Source organism: Streptomyces cupreus (assembly GCF_014257025.1).
Classification (GTDB): Bacteria; Actinomycetota; Actinomycetes; order Streptomycetales; family Streptomycetaceae; genus Streptomyces; species Streptomyces cupreus.
This window is the reverse complement of the sequence record NZ_JACMSF010000019.1, coordinates 115,513-136,357: the sequence shown is the minus strand read 5'-3', so window position 1 is coordinate 136,357 and position 20,845 is coordinate 115,513. Positions and strand designations below refer to the sequence as shown.

Annotated in this window: 20 protein-coding genes and 1 pseudogene; 14 read left to right on the top strand and 7 right to left on the bottom strand. The window is 70.9% G+C overall.

What is annotated here, in order from left to right; genetic code table 11:
• A partial coding sequence (locus tag H4N64_RS19580) for an NAD(P)-binding domain-containing protein (RefSeq protein WP_260859804.1) occupies positions 1-403 on the bottom strand: 403 nt, incomplete at its 3' end.
• A gap of 279 nt (positions 404-682) precedes the next feature.
• On the opposite strand from H4N64_RS19580, the gene H4N64_RS19575 reads away from it, so the two are divergent.
• Entirely contained in the window at positions 683-1,816 is a 1,134-nt protein-coding gene (locus H4N64_RS19575; RefSeq protein WP_186283657.1) for a transglycosylase family protein, read from the top strand.
• Here H4N64_RS19575 and H4N64_RS19570 read toward each other — a convergent pair.
• Positions 1,806-2,864 (bottom strand): DMT family transporter, encoded by a 1,059-nt coding sequence (locus H4N64_RS19570; protein WP_186283656.1) that lies wholly within the window; start codon positions 2,862-2,864, stop codon positions 1,806-1,808. The genes H4N64_RS19575 and H4N64_RS19570 overlap by 11 nt on opposite strands.
• Positions 2,865-3,062: 198 nt before the next feature.
• On the opposite strand from H4N64_RS19570, the gene H4N64_RS19565 reads away from it, so the two are divergent.
• The 5 genes from H4N64_RS19565 to H4N64_RS19545 all read left to right on the top strand — a co-directional run bounded on the left by H4N64_RS19565 (position 3,063) and on the right by H4N64_RS19545 (position 9,367).
• On the top strand, positions 3,063-3,800 hold the full coding sequence (locus H4N64_RS19565; protein WP_186283655.1) for a (2Fe-2S)-binding protein: 738 nt from the start codon (positions 3,063-3,065) through the stop codon (positions 3,798-3,800).
• Between the two features lie 34 nt (positions 3,801-3,834).
• Positions 3,835-4,986 carry a glycogen synthase gene (gene glgA / locus H4N64_RS19560; protein ID WP_186283654.1) on the top strand — a complete coding sequence of 384 codons (1,152 nt, stop codon included), beginning with the start codon at positions 3,835-3,837 and terminating at the stop codon, positions 4,984-4,986.
• Between the two features lie 51 nt (positions 4,987-5,037).
• Positions 5,038-6,258 carry a glucose-1-phosphate adenylyltransferase gene (gene glgC / locus H4N64_RS19555; protein ID WP_186283653.1) on the top strand — a complete coding sequence of 407 codons (1,221 nt, stop codon included), beginning with the start codon at positions 5,038-5,040 and terminating at the stop codon, positions 6,256-6,258.
• Between the two features lie 178 nt (positions 6,259-6,436).
• Entirely contained in the window at positions 6,437-7,768 is a 1,332-nt protein-coding gene (locus H4N64_RS19550; protein ID WP_186283652.1) for a wax ester/triacylglycerol synthase family O-acyltransferase, read from the top strand.
• 105 nt (positions 7,769-7,873) lie between these two features.
• Entirely contained in the window at positions 7,874-9,367 is a 1,494-nt protein-coding gene (locus H4N64_RS19545) for an SDR family NAD(P)-dependent oxidoreductase (protein ID WP_186283651.1), read from the top strand.
• On the opposite strand, the gene H4N64_RS19540 is transcribed toward H4N64_RS19545, so the two are convergent.
• Both H4N64_RS19540 and H4N64_RS19535 read right to left on the bottom strand, forming a co-directional pair.
• The gene (locus H4N64_RS19540; RefSeq protein WP_186283650.1) at positions 9,346-10,110 is read right to left on the bottom strand and encodes an SDR family oxidoreductase; all 765 of its coding nucleotides are present in this window, start codon (positions 10,108-10,110) and stop codon (positions 9,346-9,348) included. The genes H4N64_RS19545 and H4N64_RS19540 overlap by 22 nt on opposite strands.
• Positions 10,111-10,135: 25 nt before the next feature.
• Positions 10,136-10,576, bottom strand: a complete 441-nt coding sequence (locus tag H4N64_RS19535; RefSeq protein WP_186283649.1) for a hypothetical protein — start codon at positions 10,574-10,576, stop codon at positions 10,136-10,138.
• Between the two features lie 416 nt (positions 10,577-10,992).
• Here H4N64_RS19535 and H4N64_RS19530 point away from each other — a divergent pair, with 416 nt between their 5' ends.
• From H4N64_RS19530 to H4N64_RS19520, 3 genes are read left to right on the top strand one after another with little or no spacing between them, the layout of a single operon-like run.
• Complete coding sequence (locus tag H4N64_RS19530) at positions 10,993-11,166, top strand: hypothetical protein (RefSeq protein ID WP_186283648.1); 174 nt, start codon at positions 10,993-10,995, stop codon at positions 11,164-11,166.
• A 59-nt stretch (positions 11,167-11,225) separates the two neighbouring features.
• Positions 11,226-11,708 (top strand): GNAT family N-acetyltransferase, encoded by a 483-nt coding sequence (locus H4N64_RS19525; RefSeq protein ID WP_186283647.1) that lies wholly within the window; start codon positions 11,226-11,228, stop codon positions 11,706-11,708.
• Positions 11,705-12,268, top strand: coding sequence for an SMI1/KNR4 family protein (locus H4N64_RS19520; protein ID WP_336246736.1), 564 nt, complete (start codon positions 11,705-11,707; stop codon positions 12,266-12,268). The genes H4N64_RS19525 and H4N64_RS19520 overlap by 4 nt, the downstream gene beginning before the upstream one ends.
• Before the next feature lies 1 nt (position 12,269).
• Here H4N64_RS19520 and H4N64_RS19515 read toward each other — a convergent pair whose 3' ends face one another.
• Positions 12,270-13,625 (bottom strand): amidase, encoded by a 1,356-nt coding sequence (locus H4N64_RS19515; RefSeq protein WP_222109151.1) that lies wholly within the window; start codon positions 13,623-13,625, stop codon positions 12,270-12,272.
• Between the two features lie 71 nt (positions 13,626-13,696).
• Complete coding sequence (locus H4N64_RS19510; RefSeq protein WP_222109150.1) at positions 13,697-14,704, bottom strand: alpha/beta hydrolase family protein; 1,008 nt, start codon at positions 14,702-14,704, stop codon at positions 13,697-13,699.
• 83 nt (positions 14,705-14,787) lie between these two features.
• On the opposite strand from H4N64_RS19510, the pseudogene H4N64_RS45165 reads away from it, so the two are divergent.
• Positions 14,788-15,081 (top strand): annotated as a pseudogene (locus tag H4N64_RS45165) (hypothetical protein); the annotation flags it as partial.
• Between the two features lie 50 nt (positions 15,082-15,131).
• Positions 15,132-16,259 carry a DNA glycosylase AlkZ-like family protein gene (locus H4N64_RS19500; protein ID WP_186283645.1) on the top strand — a complete coding sequence of 376 codons (1,128 nt, stop codon included), beginning with the start codon at positions 15,132-15,134 and terminating at the stop codon, positions 16,257-16,259.
• Between the two features lies 1 nt (position 16,260).
• On the opposite strand, the gene H4N64_RS19495 is transcribed toward H4N64_RS19500, so the two are convergent.
• Positions 16,261-16,965, bottom strand: coding sequence for an FCD domain-containing protein (locus H4N64_RS19495; protein ID WP_186283644.1), 705 nt, complete (start codon positions 16,963-16,965; stop codon positions 16,261-16,263).
• 184 nt (positions 16,966-17,149) lie between these two features.
• Between H4N64_RS19495 and H4N64_RS19490 the strand changes: the two genes are divergently transcribed.
• Genes H4N64_RS19490 through H4N64_RS19480 form a run of 3 tightly spaced genes read left to right on the top strand, consistent with a single transcriptional unit; the run spans position 17,150 to position 20,806 of the window.
• Entirely contained in the window at positions 17,150-18,214 is a 1,065-nt protein-coding gene (locus H4N64_RS19490) for a sugar ABC transporter substrate-binding protein (protein WP_186283643.1), read from the top strand.
• The gene (locus H4N64_RS19485; protein ID WP_186283642.1) at positions 18,211-19,788 is read left to right on the top strand and encodes a sugar ABC transporter ATP-binding protein; all 1,578 of its coding nucleotides are present in this window, start codon (positions 18,211-18,213) and stop codon (positions 19,786-19,788) included. Before H4N64_RS19490 ends, H4N64_RS19485 begins: the two co-directional genes overlap by 4 nt.
• On the top strand, positions 19,781-20,806 hold the full coding sequence (locus tag H4N64_RS19480; protein WP_186283641.1) for an ABC transporter permease: 1,026 nt from the start codon (positions 19,781-19,783) through the stop codon (positions 20,804-20,806). Before H4N64_RS19485 ends, H4N64_RS19480 begins: the two co-directional genes overlap by 8 nt.
• The last annotated feature ends 39 nt before the right edge of the window (positions 20,807-20,845 follow it).

The following is a 20,845-nucleotide window of genomic DNA, read 5'->3' as shown; positions in this document are numbered from 1 at the left end:
ACTCCTCGCCGCCGGAGACGCCCATGCCGACGAAGTGGATGCCCTGCTCGCGCAGTTCGCGCTCACGGCGCCGAGTGTCGGCGAAGTGCGCGTTGCCGCCGTCGATGATCATGTCGCCGGGCTCCAGGAGCGGGGCGAACTCCTGGATCACCGCGTCGGTGGGCTCGCCCGCCTTCACCATGACGACCAGGCGGCGGGGCCGCTCCAGTGCCGCCACGAAGTCCTTGGCGGTCTCGGCCGCGATGAATTCGCCCTCGTCACCGAACTCCGCCACCAGTGCGTGCGTACGCGTCGACGTCCGGTTGTGCACCGCGACCGTGTAGCCGTTGCGGGCGAAGTTGCGGGCGAGATTGCGGCCCATGACCGCGAGTCCCGTGACGCCGATCTGGGCTGAGTTGCTCATTCGGTTGACTCCTAAGGAATCCGGTATCGGTGGTGCCGGTCGTGGCCGCCAGTATTGCCGCAGTGACCATCTTGACGTGCCGGTACTCCGGCCGCACTTCCGGGTGGCTCGATGTTCCACAGGCTGATACGCACAGGAGGACCGCGCTGCCTCAGCCGTTTCTCAACCCGAGTCCCTGCCTTGCCTCTTGAGCCACATCGCGGCCGATTGCCGTCTTGTCATGGCCTGTTACGGGCACTTACTTTTGGCCCTCCTGACGCATGTCGAGGGGGCACCGATATGGCCGTACGCGGCCGGCACCGCCGGTATCAGCCGAACAGGATCAACCGCGCCTCGCTCACCGTCACGGCGGGCAGCGCCGGGATGGCGATCCCGCTCATCGGTACCGGTACCGCGCAGGCGGCGGACGTGGAGACCTGGGACAAGGTCGCCGCGTGCGAGTCGACCAACGACTGGAACATCAACACCGGCAACGGCTACTACGGCGGCCTCCAGTTCGCCCAGTCCACCTGGGAGCAGTACGGCGGCACCCGGTACGCCCCGCGGGCCGACCTGGCCACCAAGGACCAGCAGATAGCCGTCGCCGAGAAGGTCCTCGACGGACAGGGCCCCGGCGCCTGGCCGGAGTGCTCGGTACGGGCCGGGCTCACCCGGGGCGGGGACACCCCCGAGCTCAAGACCTCGGTACCGGACGTCAGACCGCAGACCACACCCCAGTCCCGGGCCGGCAAGGCCGAGATGTACACGGTGGTGCGCGGCGACACCCTCTCCACGATCGCCGACGAGCAGGACGTCAAGGGCGGCTGGCAGCGGCTGTACGACGCCAACCGGAAGACCGTCGGAGCGGACCCGGACCTGATCCTGCCCGGGCAGCGGCTCGCCCTCGGCGGCAGGTCCGTCACGAAGGCGACCCCGACGGCGGCCAAGTCCGTGCCGAAGCGGAGCACTTCCGAGAAGACCGAGAAGACCGAGAAGACCGAGAAGAGCACGTCCGAGAAGACCTCGAAGAAGACCATGGTCTCCCCGGTGAGCGCGCCCACCGGCACGCCGTACCACAAGGCGGGCGCCTCCTGGTCGAAGGGCTACCACACGGGCGTCGACTTCCCCGTCGCCACCGGCACGTCCGTGCGGTCCGTGGCGGAGGGCGAGGTGGTCAGCGCGGGCTGGGAGGGTTCCTTCGGCTACCAGGTGGTGGTCCGGCACTCCGACGGCCGCTACAGCCAGTACGCACATCTGTCGGCGATCTCCGTGAAGAGCGGCCAGCAGGTCGGCGCGGGCCAGCGCATCGGCCGCTCCGGTTCCACGGGCAACAGCACGGGCCCGCATCTGCACTTCGAGGTGCGGACGGGGCCCGGCTTCGGTACGGACATCGACCCGGTGGCCTACCTGAGGGCGGGCGGGGTCAGGATTTGATCCGCATCCGGTGCCGGTCCACGACCGGCATAGGGACGTACGGGCCGCCGTAGAACGGCCCGTACAGGTGCGGTGAGGCACTGCTCGGGATCGTCGCGTCGTCTTCCTGCTGCGCGGGGACGACCGGCACCCGGGTGCTCGGCTGCTCCGGGAGCACCACCCGCAGCTTCTCGGTGGGCACCGGCGCCGCGACGGGCTCCGGCACCTTGCGCGGCTCGCTGCGTTCGATGCGCTCCGTCGTCAGCAGGATCAGACCGCCCGCCGCGACCACACCGCAGCTCAGCGCGAGGGTGGTGCCGGTGGTGCCGTAGCGGAAGGTTTCACCGAACATCGTAATGCCGACCGCGGCCGCGATCACCGGGTTCACGACCGTCAGCACCGCCAGCGGGGCGGCGAGTCCGGCGCCGCGGTAGGCGGCCTGCGACAGCAGCAGACCGGCCGTGGCGAAGACGCCGATGGTGGCCAGGGTCGGCAGGTCGCCGGCCGTCACCCCGCCGCTCCAGTCGACGGCGACGATCTTCGTGAACACCGAGGACATGCCGAAGGCGATACCGGACGCGGTCGCGAGCAGCACGCTGCGCACCACCGGGTGCCGGTGGGCCGCCCTGCCCGCGATCATCAGGGTCACCACGGCGCCCGCGGTGACCAGGGCGACGCCGGTGCGCTGGGCGGTGTCCAGTGACTGCGACTCGGAGGTGCCGACCAGGGAGAGCAGACCGGCCAGACCGACGGTCGCCATGATCGCGCCGCGCCAGGCGGTGGACCCGGCCTTGCGGCCGACGAACAGGGCCGCCATCGGCAGCGCGAAGACGATGGTGAGCGCGCCCAGCGGCTGGACCAGGCTCAGCGGTCCGAAGGCGAGGGCCGCCACATGCAGCAGTCCGCCGAGGCCGTTCAGCGCCACCGCGGCCCACCAGGTCGGCCGGCGCAGCGGTGCGTACTGCTGTCCGGGCGTGGACACCGCGACGTGCTCCTGGACGATCGCTCCGCCCGCGTAGGCGACGGCAGAGACGAGCGAGAGGAGCACGGACAACGCGAGGGCGCTCATGAGCTGCTCCTCTGCGTGAGGCGGGGGCGCTTTATCCCGCGCGGCGAACTGTCGGCTTCCATAGCCAACACGATGCCCTCAAAAGTTCTTCCCGTCGTCGTCCCTGAGCAGGCAATGCCTCCTACTGCCGATGGAGTACAAAACGCCCTCCGTCCTCCCCAGGGTGGGTGATACCCCCCGAGGCCCGTACGACCGGCCTTGGTACTACTGCTCCTCGTGGACCTCGACCCCGAACTCATCGCGCTCCGACCCCTCGGCGGCTTCTTCGTCCTACGCACCTCCGGAGCGCCCGCCGGATCCCCGCCGCCCCTGGCCGAGACCTACGACCGCACATCATTGGATGTTTACGAAAATTCTATGACTTTCCGCGTCCGGAAGGTGGCGGAATCCCTGCGCGCCCCCGAGTTGCGGATCGCGGCGTCGGTGGCCCAGCAGGGGCTCGCGGCCCGACTGTGGTCCGTGGCGCTCGGCTGCGCGGTCCGGTACGGCCGGCTCCCCGACCTCGACCCCGAGCTGCTGTGCTGGGACCCCGACGCCGGCGCCCCCGACGACCTGTGGCTGACCGAGGTGCGCCCGTCGGCGAAGGACGCGGCGGACGCCGTACTGCAGGCGCACCTGGAACCGCTGACCGCCCTGGTGCACACGCGCTACCGGGTCGCCGAAGGCCTGCTCTGGGGCAACGCCGCATCCGCGCTGGCCGGTGCCGCCCGGCAGCTGGAGCGGTGGGCGCTGGCGCACGGCCGTACCGAGGACGCCGTACGCACCCGGGCCCTGGCGGCCGGGCTGTTCGCGCACCCCCGCCTCGCGGGCGCCCTCGACACGAGCCTGCGGCGGCGCAGTTGCTGCCTCTACTACCGGGTGCCCGGCGGCGGGGTGTGCGGCGACTGCTGCTTCACACGGCCCCCGCGCTCTTCCCCACGCGCCACATCTGGGTGACCATGTGGGAACCGGCCGAGACAGGGGGTTGCGGGTGCGAGTGGGACTGTTGACCCGGGAGTACCCGCCGGACGTGTACGGCGGCGCGGGTGTCCATGTGGAGTTCCTCGCCCGGGAGTTGAGGTCCCTGGTCGAGCTGGAGGTGCACTGCTGGGGCGAGGGCCGCGCCGAGGGCGTGCTGCGTCACCGCCCCTGGACCGCGCTCGACACCGCCAACGACGCGCTGCGCACCTTCTCCGTGGACCTCGCGATGGCCGCCGCCCTGGAGGGCAGCGAACTGGTCCACTCCCACACCTGGTACGCCAATCTCGGCGGCCACCTGGGCAAGCTGCTGTACGGCATCCCGCATGTGATGACCGCGCACTCCCTGGAGCCGCTGCGCCCCTGGAAGGCCGAGCAACTCGGCGGCGGATACGCCCTGTCGAGCTGGGCCGAGCGCACCGCGGTCGAGACCGCGGACGCGGTGATCGCCGTCTCGGGCGCCATGCGCGAGGACATCCTCGCCTGCTATCCGGCGCTGGATCCGGCACGCGTGCGCGTGGTCCACAACGGCATCGACACGAGCCTGTACCGCCCCGACCACGGCACCGACGTCCTCGACCGGATCGGCATCGACCGCGGCCGTCCGTACGTCCTGTTCGTCGGCCGGATCACCCGCCAGAAGGGCGTGCCCCATCTGCTGCGCGCAGTGCGGGACATCGACCCCGCCGCGCAGGTCGTGTTGTGCGCGGGCGCCCCCGACACCCCGGAGATCGACCAGGAGTTCCGCGATCTCTTCGAGGAGCTGAGCCGTGTCCGCGCGGGGGTCTTCTGGATCCCGCAGATGCTGCCGCGCCCCGAGGTGATCCAACTCCTCACGCACGCCGCCGTGTTCGTCTGTCCTTCGGTGTACGAACCCCTCGGCATCGTCAACCTGGAGGCGATGGCCTGCGGAACTCCCGTCGTGGCCTCGCAGGTCGGCGGTATCCCGGAGGTCGTCGACGACGGGAAGACGGGGCTGTTGGTGCCCCTGGACGACGGCTTCGAGGCGTCTCTCGGGCGGGCCCTTGACTCCGTCATCGGTGATCCGGAGGGTGCCCGGGCGATGGGCGAGGCCGGACGGGAGCGCGCGGTCGGGGAGTTCGGCTGGGACGCGGTGGCGCGGCGCACGGTCCGCCTCTACGAGGAGATCGTCGAACAGGCGTAGCGGACCGTGCGCGGGGGCAGGGATGGATCAACCACGGTGAGGGGAGCGGCCATGCGTCGTGGCGGACCTTCGGTGCTCGGAATCGTGCTGGCGGGCGGAGAAGGCAAACGCCTGATGCCCCTGACCGCCGACCGTGCGAAACCAGCGGTCACCTTCGGAGGCACCTACCGCCTCGTCGACTTCGTCCTGTCCAATCTCGTCAACGGCGACATCCTGCGCATCTGCGTGCTCACGCAGTACAAGTCGCACTCGCTGGACCGCCACATCACCACCACCTGGCGGATGTCCAGCCTGCTCGGCAACTACGTCACCCCGGTCCCGGCCCAGCAGCGCCTCGGCCCGCGCTGGTACCTGGGCAGCGCGGACGCCATCCTCCAGTCCCTGAATCTGATCTACGACGAACGCCCCGAGTACGTCGCCGTGTTCGGCGCCGACCATGTGTACCGCATGGACCCGCGGCAGATGCTCGCCCAGCACATCGAGTCCGGCGCAGGGGTGACCGTGGCCGGGATACGGGTCCCGCGCGGCGAGTCCTCGTCGTTCGGGGTGATCAGCCCCGGCTCCGACGGCCAGACGGTGGAGCGCTTCCTGGAGAAGCCCGCCGACCCGCCCGGTCTGCCCGACGACCCCGAGTGCGTGTTCGCCTCGATGGGCAACTACATATTCACCACCAAGGCCCTGGTCGAGGCGCTCCAGCGGGACGCCGAGGACGCGAGATCCGTGCACGACATGGGCGGCTCGATCCTGCCCCAGCTCACCGAGCGGGGCGAGGCCCAGCTCTACGACTTCAGCGCCAATCACGTGCCCGGCGAGACGAGCCGGGACCAGGGGTACTGGCGGGACGTCGGCACGCTGGACGCGTACTACGACGCCCATATGGACCTGATCGCCGAGCGGCCCGCCTTCAACCTCTACAACCGGCAGTGGCCGATCTACACCCACTCGGGCCAGCTCTCCCCGGCCCGCTTCAACGCGGGCGGCATCGCGGGGGAGTCGATCATCAGCGCCGGCTGTCTCATCCGGGGGCAGGTCACGCGGTCCGTGCTCTCGCCGGGTGTGGTGGTCGACCCCGGGGCGGTGGTCCAGGGGTCGGTGCTGCACGACAACGTCCACATAGGCCGGGGCGCGGTCGTGCGGGGTGCGGTGCTGGACAAGAACGTGGAGGTGCCGCCGGGCGCGACGATCGGTGTCAATCCGGAGCGGGACGCGGATCTGTACACGGTGTCCAAGGGCGGGGTCATCGCGCTGGGGAAGGGGCAGCAGGTGTCCTGACCTCCGCCTGCTGTGATCTCTGTTGCTTCTGTGACGGCAGAGACGACAGAGGCGTCGAATGCAGCCAAGAGGTTGGACTTAATCTGCTGTTAACTGTGCGTAGCTTGATCGTACTTGACCGTAATCGCCTTAGGGCGATTGACTGCTTGCCCACCCGTCGTCGACGCGAGGCAAGCCCTTGACTCCTGACCTGCTGGCCCCTCTCGACCTGGCGTTCTGGAACATCGAGTCCGAGCGGCACCCGATGCACCTCGGTGCCCTCGGTGTCTTCTCCGCGCACTCGCCCACGGCCGGAGCCCACGCCGCCGACCTGCTCGCTGCCCGCGCCGCGGCGGTCCCCGGTCTTCGGATGCGGATCCGGGACGTGTGGCAGCCACTCGCCTTCGGCGCCGCCACCCGGGAGTCCGCCCCCGACTTCGACCCGCTGGACCATGTGCGGCTGCACGCCCCGACCGACGACTTCCAGACGGTCGCCGGACGTCTCATGGAACGCCCGCTGGAGCGCGGCCGGCCGCCCTGGGAGGCGCATGTGCTGCCCGGCGAGGACGGCGTGTCCTTCGCCGTGCTGTTCAAGTTCCACCATGCCCTGGCCGACGGGCTGCGCGCGCTGACCCTCGCCGCGGCCGTGCTCGACCCGATGGACCTGCCCGAGCGCCGGCCCCGCCCGGCCGAGCCCGCGCGCGGCCTGCTCCCGGACGTACGCAAGCTGCCAGGGCTTGTCCGGGGCGCGCTGTCCGACGTGGGCCGCGCCCTCGACATCGGCGCCTCCCTCGCCGTGTCGACCCTGGGCACGACGCTGGCCGCGCGCACCACCGCCGCGCTCACCTCCGAGGGCAGCGGCACCCGCCGTACCGCCGGGGTCGTCATCGACCTCGACGATGTGCACCGGGTCCGCAAGGCCGTCGGCGGCACCGTCAACGACGTGCTGATCGCGGTCGTCGCCGGCGCCCTGCGCCGCTGGCTCGACGAGCGCGGAGACGGCAGCGAGGGTGTCGCGCCCCGCGCACTGATCCCCGTCTCCAAGCGCCGCCCGCGCACCGCGCACCCCCAGGGCAACCGGCTCTCCGGATACCTCATGCGGCTGCCCGTGGACGACCCCGACCCGCTGCGCCGCCTCGACACGGTCCGCGCCGCCATGGACCGCAACAAGGACGCCGGCCCCAACCGCGGCGCGGGCGCCGTGGCCCTGCTCGCCGACCATGTCCCGGCGCTCGGCCACCGCCTCGGCGGCCCCCTGGTCAGCCAGGCCGCCCGGCTCTGGTTCGACATCCTGGTCACCAGCGTCCCGCTGCCCAGCCTCGGTCTGAAGCTCGGCGGCAACCCGGTCACCGCCGTCTTCCCCTACGCCCCCCTCGCCCGCGGCCAGTCCCTCGCGGTCGCGGTCTCGACGTACCGAGGACGCGTCCACTACGGCCTGGTGGCCGACGCCGAGGCCGTACCGGATCTGGACCGGCTGGCCGCGGCGCTGTCCGCGGAGGTGGAGACGCTGATCACCGCCTGCGACCCTTGACCGTCCCGCTTTTTGGCAGTGACGCCCGGCGCTCCGTAGAATTCCCCGTTCGAAAGCGGACGCGGTCTTCAGGGCCGCACGGGTGAGCAGGGAACGGCAGCGGCGATGACGGTGACAGAGGACGGGTCGGCGACCACGGAAGAGGTCGTGTACGGCCCCGGCATCGACCCCGAGCGGCTGGCCGTCTGCCTCAGCGTGCTGGAGGAGCTCGACAAGCTGGAGGTCGACCACCCCGACGCGATCACCGTGCGCCGGGCGACCGCCGGCGTCTACCGCACGGTCAAGCAGCGCCGCCGCCAGGAGCGCCGGGCCGCCAAGACCGCGCACGACAAGGCGGTCACGGAGGCCACGGCGACCGGCTCCGCGCAGCGCATCGACGACGAGACCGAGGGCATTCTGCCCTCGTCGGTCACCGAGGCGGGGAGGATCGCCGGAATACTCCAGCGCCCGCGCTCCTGCTACACCTGCAAGACGCGGTACGTGGAAGTCGACTACTTCTACCACCAGCTCTGTCCCGAGTGCGCCGCCCTGAACCGCGCCAGGCGGGACGTCCGCGCCGACCTCACCGGCAAGCGCGCGCTGCTCACCGGCGGCCGCGCCAAGATCGGCATGTACATCGCGCTGCGCCTGCTGCGCGACGGCGCGCACACCACGATCACCACGCGGTTCCCGAAGGACGCCATCCGCCGCTTCAAGGCCATGGACGACTCCGCGGACTGGATCCACCGCCTGGAGGTCGTCGGCATCGACCTGCGCGATCCGGCCCAGGCCGTCGCCCTGGCCGACCGGATGACCGAGCAGGGCCCGCTCGACATCCTGATCAACAACGCGACCCAGACGGTACGGCGCCTGCCGTCGGCGTACGCCGCCCTGGTGGACGGCGAGTCCGCCCCGCTGCCGGCCGGTGAACTCCCCGCCCACCAGGTCATCGGCGCCTTCAACTCCGGCGCGGTGGACGGTCTGGCCGCGCTGCCCCTCGGGGTCTCCGGACTCGACGCGCAGAAGGTGGCCGACCTCGCCCTGGTCGCCGGAAACGCCAGCGTGGAGCGGCACCGCGACGGCACCGCCATCGACGCGGGCGGCCTGGTCCCCGACGTCGTCGACACCAACACCTGGGTGCAGACCATCGAGCAGATCTCCCCGGTGGAGCTCCTCGAAACCCAGCTGTGCAACTACACGGCGCCGTTCATCCTGATCAGCAAGCTCCGCCCGGTGATGGCCGAGGCGGCGCGCAAGGCGGCCTCGGGCCGCGCGTACGTCGTCAACGTCTCGGCGATGGAGGGCGTGTTCGGCCGCGGCTACAAGGGCGCAGGGCACCCGAACACCAACGCCGCCAAGGCCGCGATGAACATGGTGACCCGCACCAGCGCCCAGGAGATGTTCCAGTCGGACGGCATCCTGATGACCTCGGTCGACACCGGCTGGATCACCGACGAACGCCCCCACTACGACAAACTCCGCCTCGCCGAAGAGGGCTTCCACGCCCCCCTCGACCTGGTCGACGGCGCGGCGAGGGTCTACGACCCGGTGGTGCGCGGCGAGGCGGGCGAGGACCTGTACGGCGTCTTCCTGAAGGACTACGCGCCCGGCAAGTGGTAAGCGGAACGCACCCGCGTCCCCCCGTCCACCACCAGATCGGCGCCCGTCACCCACTGGGCCGCGTCCGAAGCCAGCCAGCTGACGGCTCGGGCCACGTCGTCGGGTTCGCCGATCCGGGACAGGGGGAGGCCGGCCGCGATCTGTTCCTCGGCCGGCTCCCAGACGAAGCGGGCCAGCTCGGTGCGGATCAGGCCGGGGGAGACCGAGTTCACGCGGACCTTGGGGGCCAGTTCGCCCGCGAGTTGGCGGGTGAGGTGGAGGAGGGCGGCCTTGCTGGTGCCGTAGGCGCCGATGTGGGGGCCCACGTGTTCGGCGCCCTCCGTGCAGATGTTGACGACCGTGCCGCCGTGGTCGCGCATCCAGGCGTGCCATGCGTGCTGGGTCAGGCGCAGGGGTGCCTCCACGTTCACCGTGAACGCCGTGCGCCAGACGAGCGGATCGGCATCCATGAGCGGGCCGTAGGGCTGGTTGGTCGCCGCGTTGTTGACCACGATGTCGAGGCGGCCGAGTTCGCGTACGCAGAACTCCGCCAGTGACTTGAGATGCGCGGGGTCGGCCACGTCTCCCGGGAGTCCCGCGCCGCCCAGCTCCGCCGCCGTGCGCCGTACCTCCTCCGCGTCCCTCGCCGTCACGCACACCCGCGCTCCCGCCTCCGTCAGCGCGCGGGCGACGGCGAGACCGATGCCTCGGGTGGCGCCGGTGACCACGGCGGCCCTGCCCTTGAATCCGTACGGCGACGTCATCGCCGTACCGTCTCATGACGGACCGTCAGTCGATAGCCCCGAGACGGGAGTTCCGGGCGGCGAGCAGTTCCAGTACGGTGCGCCAGTCCTCCAGGACGCCCGCGTCGAAGCTGGCGGTGCGGGCCTCCTCGGCCGCCTGTCGCAGCCGGAGCGGATCGTCGTCGGACGGGTCGGTGTTGCGGCCCTGTGTGCGGACGAGGCGGGCCACTCGCTCGCCGAGCAGGGCGCGTACGGCGTCGGCCGCGCAGTCGGGCTGGGCGGCCCGGTCGCCGGGCCTGAGCAGTGGGCCGATCGCCTGGACCAGGCCGGCCACTTGGAGTTCCTTGTCGGCGGGGCGGCTGCGGCGCAGCAGCGCGGCGGTGCGCAGCGCCTGTTGGTGCAGATCGGTCCCGCGGCCGGGTGCGCCCCACGCGCCCCGGCAGGCGTACAGCAGATCCATCAGCTCTTCGACACTGCGCAGCTCCATGCGCCAGTCCTCCCGCCGGACAAGCCGTTGCCGTCCGTCAGCAGATCATGGGTGGCTTGCGATACGGCCAACGGGACCTGAATTGCGCGGTCGATGGTGCACGGGCGCGGTGCAAGTGACGGTGTGAGGGGAGAAAACAGGACGACTTCAGACAGTAACCCCGAGTTTTCAGCCCCATCGAGCGGGTACCCGCTCATTTGGTTACTCTGTAGCGGACGGACAGCAGTACGGGGTCCCACCCACACCCACGGTCCGTCCCGGGACAGCCGGTTCACATCGGTCTGCTCCGTACGAGGAACCGGCGCCACCGCGTCCGAACTGCCTTTCGACTCACACCCGAGTGGGCTTCAGACGCCAGGCGCAGCGGCCCCGGCGCAGTTGGTCCCGAGGGTGACCCGACACATAAGGAGTGCGCGGTGACACCGGAGAAGACGAAACGCGAACCACGTCCCAAGGAGCGTCCGGAACGCGCGGGCCGTCGGCCCGGAGAGCTCGGCAGCCTGGAAGTGTGGGCACGGTCCGCCCCGATCCGCCTCGCGGGTTACGAGGACGACCTCGCCGAGCCCCACATCCTGCCCAGCGTGGACTGAAGGCGCCGCAGGACTTTTTGAGCAGGTGACGATCGCATGGGCGTGCGAGACTGGCGCCCATGCTGATCAGAGAAGCCGTGGCCGATGACTGGCCGCGGATCTGGCCTTTCTGGCATCGCATCGTCTCCGCCGGCGAGACCTACGCCTGGGACCCGGACACCTCCGAAGAGGCGGCCCGGGTCCTGTGGATGAACCCGGCGAAGCGCGTGTACGTCGTCGAGGACGAGACCGGCACGGTCGTCGCCTCCGCGTACATCACCCCGAACTACGGCGGCCCGGCCACCCGTATCGCCAACGCGGGCTTCATGGTCGACCCCGCCCACGCGGGCCGCGGCCTCGGCCGCCTCCTCGCCGAACACGTCCTGACCGCCGCCAAGGCCCACGGCTACCACGGCATGGTCTTCAACGCCGTCGTCGAGACCAACCCGGCCGTCGGACTGTGGACTTCCCTCGGCTTCACAATCCTGGGCACGGTGCCGGACGCGTTCGAGCATCCGCGGCACGGGTTGGTGGGGCTGCACATCATGTACCGGGCCCTGTGAACGCCGTACCGGGCCCGCTCACCGAGGCCGAGGTGGCCGAGGCCGAACAGGAATTGGGGATCTGCTTCCCGCCCGAGTACCGCTCGTATCTACGGGGAGTCAGCGCGGGCGGAGCCCTGTTCACGCTCCGGCGGACTCCGGAGGGCTGGTGGTGGGACGGCAACACCGACACACCGCGCGACCTGCTCGCCGTACCCTTCCTGCACCCCGACTCGTATGACGCGGCCGACGACGAACTGCTCGCACGGGAGCCCCGACCCGAGGACTTCCCCGACCTCGACGCCTACGCGGCGGCCTGGCGGGCCTGGGACGACGAGGCCGGCGAGTTCGAGTACCGCAAAACGGCGGGCGCCCTCGTCGCCCAAGAGCACGGCTGCGGCTTCGCCACGCTGCTCGCGCTGACCGGACCGCTGGCGGGCACGATGTGGTGGGACGGCCGCGCCACCTGCGACCGCATCCTCCCGCTCTCCCTCGACCACGTCGGCGGCGCCCGGCCCCTCACCTTCGGCGAATGGCTCGAACGCGACTCCTGGGACCTGCTGCCGCCCGGCTGGGGGTGACTCAGTTCAGCGGCGCCGTCCGCTGCCAGGGACGTAGTCCCTCCAACTGCGCCGCCAGTTCCAGCAGATCCGTCTCCGCGCCCGGGCGGCCCACCAGTTGTACGGCGCAGGGGGCGTCCGAGGGGAGCGTGCCGCAGGGGATGGTCAGGGCCGGCCAGCCGGTGAGGTTCCAGGGCGGGGTGAAGGGCGAGTAGTTGGTGTTCGCCAGGATGTTGCGGAGCCAGCCTCGTTCGTGCCAGGGGGCGGCCTGGGGGGAGCGGCGGGCCAGGGCGGGGGTGAGCAGGACGTCGTACTCGTCGAAGAAGGGGGCGAGGGTTCGGCGCAGTTCCTGCCGGGCCTCGCCCTTCTCGGCCTGACCCACGAAGTGCCTGCCGATCGCCGCGTGGACCCTCGTGCGGCGGGTCAGCGACCGCGGGTCCAGGCCCTGGGCGTCGACCGAGGTGCCCGCCGTCCAGTGGGCGAGCGAGGTGAGGCCGAGGGAGACGGGGTACGGGGGATCCGCTCGGCGTACCTGGTGGCCCGCCTTCATCAGGACGCCCGCCGCCTCTCGCGCCGCCGCCCGGTACGGGGCGCTCACCGCGACCCCGGCGATCGGGCTGCGCAGCGACACCGCGATGCGCCGTGCCCCCTGCGCTGACACGGGTGGGAGTTCCGCGTCGGCCAGCACCGCCAGCATCAGGCGGGCGTCCTCGACCGTCGTCGCCAGGGGCCCGTTCTCCGACATGCCGAACCAGTCGCCCTCGCCGATGCCCGCCGGGACCACCCCTCGGCCGGGTTTGATGGTGACCAGACCGCAGTTGGCCGCCGGGATGCGCAGCGAGCCCATGCCGTCGTTGCCGAGAGCGATCGGGGCCAGGCCCGCGGCGACCGCGGCCGCGCTGCCGCCCGACGAACCGCCCGCCGAGCGCGAGGTGTCCCACGGGTTGCGGGCGATGCCGTGCACTCCGTCCGTGGTGCCGAAGACGCAGAGTTCCGGGACGTTGGTCAGGCCTACGACCACCGCGCCCGCCGCCCGCAGCCTGGCCACCGTGACATGGTCGTCCGCGGCCGGTGCCTCCGAGGTCGCCGCGGAGCCGTTGCGGAGCGACTCGCCGCATACCGCCAGATTGTCCTTGACCGCCACCGGCACGCCCGCGAGCGGCAGTTCGGCCAGGTCACCGCGTGCGCCGACGGCGTCGGCCTCGGCGAGCGCCGCCTCCTTACGCACCTTGCGGAAGGCGCCGATCCGGCCGTCCAGGCGCTCGATCCGGTCGAGGTGCTCGGCGACCACCTCCCGGGGCGTGGCCCGCTTCTCCCGTACGGCGGCGGCGATCTCGGTGGCGGTCCGGCCGACCCAGGTGATCACAAATGGCTCCATGAGTAGGGATTACTCGCTGGTACGTCGGGGAGAACTCTGCCCGCCGAGGCTCCCCGCGTCGAGAGTGCGACTCAGCGCAGATGCCGCTCGAAGAACGCCGTCGTCGCCTCCATCGAGTCCGGCCACTGCGGTCCGAACGTATGCCCCTCGCCCTGGTACTGGCGCAGTTCCACGTCCTTCCCGGCCGCCTCGAACGCTGCCACCGTCCGCTTCGACCAGGCGAGCGGGCAGGTGTCGTCGGCGGTGCCGTGGTGGATCAGCAGCGGCTCGGTCGCCCGGTCCACGAAGGTCAGCGGCGAGACGTTCCGCCAGAACTCCGGGTTCTTCTCGGGCGTGCCGTGCGCCGCGTCGATCTCGGCGGCGATCGGATCGCCCTCGCCCCGCTGGAACCGGTCGATGTTGTCCTGCGGTCTGCCGCTCACCGGCGCGAAGACCACCGCCGCGTCCACCAGGCCCGGCGCCACCACCAGCGTGTTGTACACGACCCCGCCGCCCATCGAGCGCCCGAGCAGCCCGATCCGGTCACCGTCGATCTCCGGCCGGCCGGAACCGCGCAGCGCGAGTACCGCGCCGATGACGTCCGAGGTGTAGCCGAGGCGCAGGTTCACGTCGTTGTCGCGGTCGTCGTCGGAGCGGGCGTGGTTGCGGTAGTCGGTGTGCAGGACGACGTACCCCTCGCGGGCGAGCAGATCCTGTTCGCGGGCCAGGCCCCGGCCGGTGGTGTAGACGGCCGGGTCGATGTAGCCGTGCGCCAGCACCAGCGCCGGGAACGGGCCCTTGCCCTCGGGGATGTTCATCAGCCCCGAGATCGTCAGACCGTCGCTCTCGTACGTCACCGCGTACGAGGTGTAGGCGTCGGTGCGGGCGAGGACCGTGCCGAGGCGGAGGTCGGAGCCGCGGTGCTCGCGTCGGATCAGCGCCTGGATCGAAACGGGGTCTATCGGCGAAGCGGTGGTCGTACGAGGGCTGGGGCTCGCCGCGGGAGTCTCGCGCGCGCCCTCGTCCCCGCCGCCGGTGCAGCCCATCGCCAGCAGCAGCGACAGCCCAGCGGCGGCACAGGCCAGTCCCAACAGCCGCATGCCGCCATTGTCCCCCGGGCGGGGCGTCGACGGGCGGCGGTTGCTCAGCTCCCCCGGGCCGCCCCCGTACTGTCCCGCATGAGCGGCTCGCCGCCGAGCTGAACGGGATCACCGACGCCGCACGGCGCGCCCTGGCCGGCGACGGCTCGACCCCTCTCGTCTTCAACTCCGCCCCGCACACCCGCGACGGCGTCCCGGCGGGCGGCGCGCGCACCCCTGTCGAGGGGGGCCGGACCCGGCTCACGCGGCGCGGCGACGGCGGACACGTCCTCGACAACGGCCTGCTGCGCATCGAGATCGACGCCCAGGGGCTGGCCGTCTCCGCGTACGACATCGAGGCGGACCGGCAAACGATCGCGCCCGGCGGGGCCGCGAACCGTCCGTTCGGGCTGGTGACGTTGCGGTTCCGGAGGGCAGAATCCGTGCTGTGAAGATCAGCGCACGGGAACTGAACCGGGCCACCCTCGGCCGCCAACTGCTGCTGCGGCGCGAACCGTTGGAGGTCGCCGAGGCCGTCCGCCGGGTTCTGGCACTCCAGGCGCAGCAGCCGGCTTCGCCGTATCTCGCGCTGTGGAACCGGCTCGACGACTTCAAGCCGGCCGATGTGGATGTCGCCTTCGCCGACCGCACGCTCCTGAAGGCGACCCTGCTGCGGATCACCCTGCACGCCGTCCACCGCGAGGACTACCGGATGGTCCGGGAGGCGATGCGGCCGACGCTGCACGCCTCCCGGCTCGGCTACCGCTTCGCCGCCGCCGGACTGACCCCGGCCGACGCCGCCGAACTGGAGCCGGGACTGCTGGAGTTCGCGGAGGAGCCGCGGTCGAACGGTGACATGACGGCGTGGCTCGCGGAACGGGTCGGCGAGGAGAAGAAGGAGGGGGCGTGGTGGGGGCTGCGGTCCTGCACGCCGCTCGTGCACGCGGTGACCGGTGGGCCGTGGTCGTTCGGTACGTCCCCGGCGTACATCGCCGGGCCGGAGGGCCGACCCGAGGGAGGGCCCGACGAGGCGCTGCAGGGTCTCGTCCTGCGCTATCTGTCGTCCTTCGGGCCCGCCTCGATCGCCGATGTGGCCCAGTTCGCCACCGTGCAGCGGTCCCGCGTCCGCACCGCGCTGCGTGCGCTTGCTGATTCCCTGGAGGAACTGGAAGGTCCCGAAGGCACGGTCCTGTACGACATCCCGGACGCTCCGCGCCCGCCCGAGGACACCCCCGCCCCACCCCGGCTGATGGCGATGTGGGACAGCGTGCTGCTCGCGTACGCCGATCGCGGCAGGGTGATTCCGCCCGACTACCGCCCGCTGGTGATCCGCGTGAACGGCGATGTGCTGCCGACGCTCCTGGTCGACGGCCATGTGGCGGGCGTGTGGCGCCCGGCCGAGGGCGGCATCGAGGCGACGGCCTTTCACGAGCTCCCGGCCGAGGCATGGGAAGCACTGGCCGAGGAAGCAGCGTCCCTCGTGGCGCTGCTGGCCGACCGCGAACCCCGGGTCTACAGCCGGTACGGCCACTGGTGGAAGAAGCTGCCCGACGCACAGGTACGGGTCCTTCCTTAGCTCAGGCCTCCAACTGCGCCCGCAGCCACTGCTCGACCTCGCCCACATGCGCCGCCGCCGCGGCCCGCGCCGCCTCCGGATCCCGGGCCACCAACGCCCGGTGAATCGCGGCGTGTTCGCGACGCGTCCGCTCGAACGCGCCCTCCTCCTGGTAGCCGCGCCACACCCGGGCCCGGAAGGTGCGTGAGGACAGGCCCTCCAGGATCGCGGCCATGGTGTCGTTGCCCGCGGCCATCGCGATCTCGCGGTGGAAGGCCAGGTCGTGGGCGAGGATCTCCTCGGGGTCGTCGGTGGCGTTCATGGCCTTCAAGTGCTTCTCCACCTCGGCCAGTTGCTCGGGCGTGACGCGTGCCGCCGCCAGCGCCGTCGCCGTCGACTCCAGGATGCGGCGCACCTCCAGCAGCTCCACCAGACGCGGGCCCCGGGACAGATCGGCGACCACACCGAAGGTCTCCAGGAGGTCGCCGGCCTCCAGCTGTGTGACGTAGATGCCCGAACCGTGCCGGGCCTCCAGCACCCCCATCACGGTCAGCGCGCGGATCGCCTCCCGCATCGAGCTGCGGGAGATACCGAGCTGGGCCGCGAGATCACGCTCGGTCGGCAGCCGCTGGCCCGGCTCCAGGCGCCCCTCGCCGATCATCGCCTTGATCTGCTCGATGGCGCGCTGTGTCACGGTGCCCTTCTGCGGGGCCGTCTCCTCGTCCACGCCGTTCCTCCACTCACCGGGTGAGCCGAAGTGTATCCATCGAAGTGGTCAGACCACTAGCGAGGTGGTCGGACCACTGTGCGCTGAAACCCAGGAAATCTCCCGTCGGAGGGTGTTCCTCCGGCGGAGTGGTCTGATAAATATGCCGTCATCTGCTCGTACACCCTCAACGAGGAGCCGCCAGATGCACGGCAGGACAGTGGGGAAGCGGAACAGGTTTTGGACCATCGGCGTGGCGCTGAGCGCCTCGCTCGTGCTGGCCGCCTGCGGCAGCACCAAGGACACGACGAGCACCGGCAGTGGAGGAGGTGACGGCACCGGCAAGGTCGGTGTGATACTCCCGCTGCTCACCTCGCCGTTCTGGCAGTCGTACAACGACTACGTGCCGAAGATGGCGAAGTCCGAGGACGTCGACGCGATGAAGACGGTGAACTCCAACAGCGACCCCTCGCAGCAGATCACCGACATCAACAACGTCCTCAACCAGGGCGTGAAGGGCCTGGTCGTCGCCCCGCTGGACAGCGCAGCCATCGAGGCGGGCCTCGACCAGGCCGAGCGCAAGGGCGTCCCGGTCGTCGCCGTCGACGTGGCGCCGGACAAGGGCAAGGTCGCCATGGTGGTCCGGGCGAACAACGTGGCGTACGGCGAGAAGGCATGCCAGTACCTCGGCGAGCAGATACCGTCCGGCAAGGTCGTCCAGATCATGGGCGACCTCGCCTCCGTCAACGGACGTGAGCGCTCGGAGGCGTTCCGGGCCTGTGTGAAGAAGAACTTCCCGAAGCTGAAGGTGCTGGAGATCCCCGCCAAGTGGGAGTCCGACACGGCAGCTTCCAAGCTCGACACCCTGCTGAACGCCAACCTCGACATCAAGGGCATCTACATGCAGGCCGGCGGCGTCTACCTCGCGCCGACCCTGCAGACCCTGAAGTCCAAGGGGATGCTGAAGAAGGCCGGGCAGGCGGGCCACATCACCATCGTCTCCAACGACGGCATCCCGCAGGAGTACGACGCCATCCGCCGGGGCGACATCGACGCCACCGTCTCCCAGCCCGCCGACCTCTACGCCAGGTACGGCATGTACTACGTCAAGGCGGCGATGCAGGGAAAGACGTTCGAGCCCGGCCCCACGGACCACGACTCGACCATCGTCGAGCTGGCCAACGGCAATCTTGAGGACCAGCTGCCCGCGCCCCTGGTCACCAAGGAGAACGTCGACGACCCCGAGCTGTGGGGCAACACGGTCGGATGAGTACACCACTCGTAGAGGCCCGGGGCGTCGTCAAGCGCTACGGCCCCACCACCGCCCTCGCCGACGGCAGGCTCACCGTCCTGCCCGGCGAGTCCCACGCCCTCGTCGGCCGCAACGGCGCCGGCAAGTCGACCCTGGTCAGCATCCTCACCGGCCTCCAGGCCGCCGACGAGGGCGAGGTCCGCTTCGACGGCGACCCCGCCCCCGCGCCGGCCGACCGCGACGCCTGGCGCCGCAAGGTGGCCTGCGTCTACCAGAAGCCCACCCTCGTCCCGGAACTGACGGTTGCAGAGAATCTCTTCCTCGCCGAGATCCACGCCGGCAAAACAAGGCGCTTGAACAGCAGGGATGGCCGGGGGCCCGGGGGTTGTCCCCCGGGAAAGCACAGCATCAACCGCCAGCCTCTCAACCGCGGCTTCATCAGCTGGCGCCGACTGCGCGCCGAGGCCGCCGAACTCCTCGCCACCTGGGACGTCCACGTCGACCCCGAGGCCCGCACCTCGGACCTGAAGGTCGAGGACCGGCAAATGGTGGAGATCGCCCGGGCGCTCAGCTTCGGCGCCCGCTTCATCGTGCTCGACGAGCCCACCGCCCAGCTCGACAACCGCGAGATCGAGCGGCTCTTCACCCGCATGCGCGCGCTCCAACAGTCCGGTGTCACCTTCCTGTTCATCTCGCACCACCTCCAGGAGGTGTACGAGGTGTGCCAGACCGTCACCGTGCTCAGGGACGCCCGCTGGATCGTCACGGCACCCGTCGCCGAGATGCCCCGCACGGCCCTGGTCGAGGCCATGGCCGGGGAGACCGTCGCTGAACAGGCCGTACACACCAGGAACTCCGTCAGCACCGCACCCATCCTCCTCGACGCCCGGGGCCTCACCTCGGACGCCTACCAGGACGTCGACCTCACCGTCCGCCGCGGCGAGGTCGTCGGGCTCGCCGGGATCAGCGGCAGCGGCAAGATCGAGCTGGCCGAGTCGTTCACGGGACTGCACACCCCCACCAGCGGCACGGCTCAACTCGACAGCGAGCGGCTTCCGTTCGGCGATGTGCAGGCCGCGCTGAAGGCCGGCGTCGGCTTCGTGCCGCGAGACCGGCACGCCCAGGGCCTGGTCTTCGGCATGACCATCGGCGACAACGCCACCCTGAGCGTCCTCGACCGGCTCGGCCGGTACGGCTTCGTCGGCACCGACCGCAAACGCGGCTTCGCCACCGAGCTGATCGACCGCCTCAACATCCACACCGAAGGCCCCGACCAGCCCGTCTCCGACCTGTCCGGTGGCAACGCGCAGAAGGTCGTCATGGCACGGGCGCTCGCCTCCGAGCCGCGTCTGCTGGTCCTCATCAACCCCACCGCGGGCGTCGACGTGAAGTCGAAGGAGTCCCTGCTCGCCCGTGTCGACAGCGCCCGCGACGACGGCACCGCCGTACTCGTCGTCTCCGACGAACTCGACGACCTGCGCCGCTGCGACCGGGTCATCGTCCTCTTCCACGGCCGTGTGGTCGCCGAGCACCCGGCGGGCTGGCACGACCGTGAGCTGATCGCCTCCATAGAAGGAGTGGCCCATGGCTGACACCAAGGCACCGCCGGTGAAGCCGGTGAGCGTCCCCGACGCGCGGGCGGCGCGGGCGGTGCTGCTGCGCCGAGCCCGCGAACTCGCCCTCGTCCCCGCCCTGTTGGTCGTCGTGGTGATCGGCGCGTTCGTCAACGACTCGTTCCTCACCGAGAACAACATCATCTCCATCCTCGGCTCCTCGGCCGCGCTGGCGATGGTGGTCCTCGCCGAGGCGCTGGTGCTCATCACCGGCAAGTTCGACCTGTCCCTGGAGTCGGTGGTCGGCATCGCCCCCGCGATCGGCGCCCTGCTCGTCCTCCCGGCGGCGAAGGCGGGCTTCGGCACCGAACTGCCCACGGGACTCGCCATGGTGGCGATCCTCCTGGTCGGCGCCGCGATCGGCCTGTTCAACGGGCTCCTCGTGGTGAAGCTGAAGCTCAACGCCTTCATCGTCACCCTCGCCATGCTGATCATCCTGCGCGGTGTCCTGGTCGGCGCGACCAAGGGCAAGACGCTCTTCGACATGCCGGACGCGTTCTTCTCCATGGCCACCACCACCTTCCTGCGCATCCCGGTCTCGGCCTGGGTGGCGGGCCTCTCCTTCGCCGTCGTCGGCGGCATCCTCCGCTACCACCGCCTCGGCCGCTCCCTGTACGCCATCGGCGGCAACCCCGACGCGGCCCGCGCGGCCGGCATCCGCGTCGAGCGCGTGATGCTCGGCGTGTTCGTCACCGCGGGCCTGCTCGCGGCGATCGGCGGCCTCATGAAGACCGGCTACGTTGGCGCCATCAACGCCAACCAGGGCCAGAACATGATCTTCACCGTGTTCGCCGCCGCCGTCATCGGCGGCATCAGCCTCGACGGTGGCAAGGGCACCATGTTCGGCGCCCTGACCGGCGTACTCCTGCTCGGCACCGTCGACAACATGCTCACCCTCGCCCAGGTCCAGCCGTACTGGATCCAGGCCATCTACGGCGGAATCATCCTGCTCGCCCTGATGATCGCCCGGCTGACCACGGGCCGTGCCCAGGACTGACCCTCCGCCCGTACGTCCCTCTGCCACCGACCGAAAGGC

Coding starts and splice junctions, on each gene's coding strand:
- H4N64_RS19575 (WP_186283657.1), top strand. CDS start 683: ATGGCCGTACGCGGCCGGCACCGCCGGTATCAGCCGAACAGGATCAAC.
- H4N64_RS19570 (WP_186283656.1), bottom strand. CDS start 2,864: ATGAGCGCCCTCGCGTTGTCCGTGCTCCTCTCGCTCGTCTCTGCCGTC.
- glgC (WP_186283653.1), top strand. CDS start 5,038: ATGCGTCGTGGCGGACCTTCGGTGCTCGGAATCGTGCTGGCGGGCGGA.
- H4N64_RS19545 (WP_186283651.1), top strand. CDS start 7,874: ATGACGGTGACAGAGGACGGGTCGGCGACCACGGAAGAGGTCGTGTAC.
- H4N64_RS19540 (WP_186283650.1), bottom strand. CDS start 10,110: ATGACGTCGCCGTACGGATTCAAGGGCAGGGCCGCCGTGGTCACCGGC.
- H4N64_RS19535 (WP_186283649.1), bottom strand. CDS start 10,576: ATGGAGCTGCGCAGTGTCGAAGAGCTGATGGATCTGCTGTACGCCTGC.
- H4N64_RS19525 (WP_186283647.1), top strand. CDS start 11,226: ATGCTGATCAGAGAAGCCGTGGCCGATGACTGGCCGCGGATCTGGCCT.
- H4N64_RS19515 (WP_222109151.1), bottom strand. CDS start 13,625: ATGGAGCCATTTGTGATCACCTGGGTCGGCCGGACCGCCACCGAGATC.
- H4N64_RS19510 (WP_222109150.1), bottom strand. CDS start 14,704: ATGCGGCTGTTGGGACTGGCCTGTGCCGCCGCTGGGCTGTCGCTGCTG.
- H4N64_RS19490 (WP_186283643.1), top strand. CDS start 17,150: ATGCACGGCAGGACAGTGGGGAAGCGGAACAGGTTTTGGACCATCGGC.
- H4N64_RS19485 (WP_186283642.1), top strand. CDS start 18,211: ATGAGTACACCACTCGTAGAGGCCCGGGGCGTCGTCAAGCGCTACGGC.
- H4N64_RS19480 (WP_186283641.1), top strand. CDS start 19,781: ATGGCTGACACCAAGGCACCGCCGGTGAAGCCGGTGAGCGTCCCCGAC.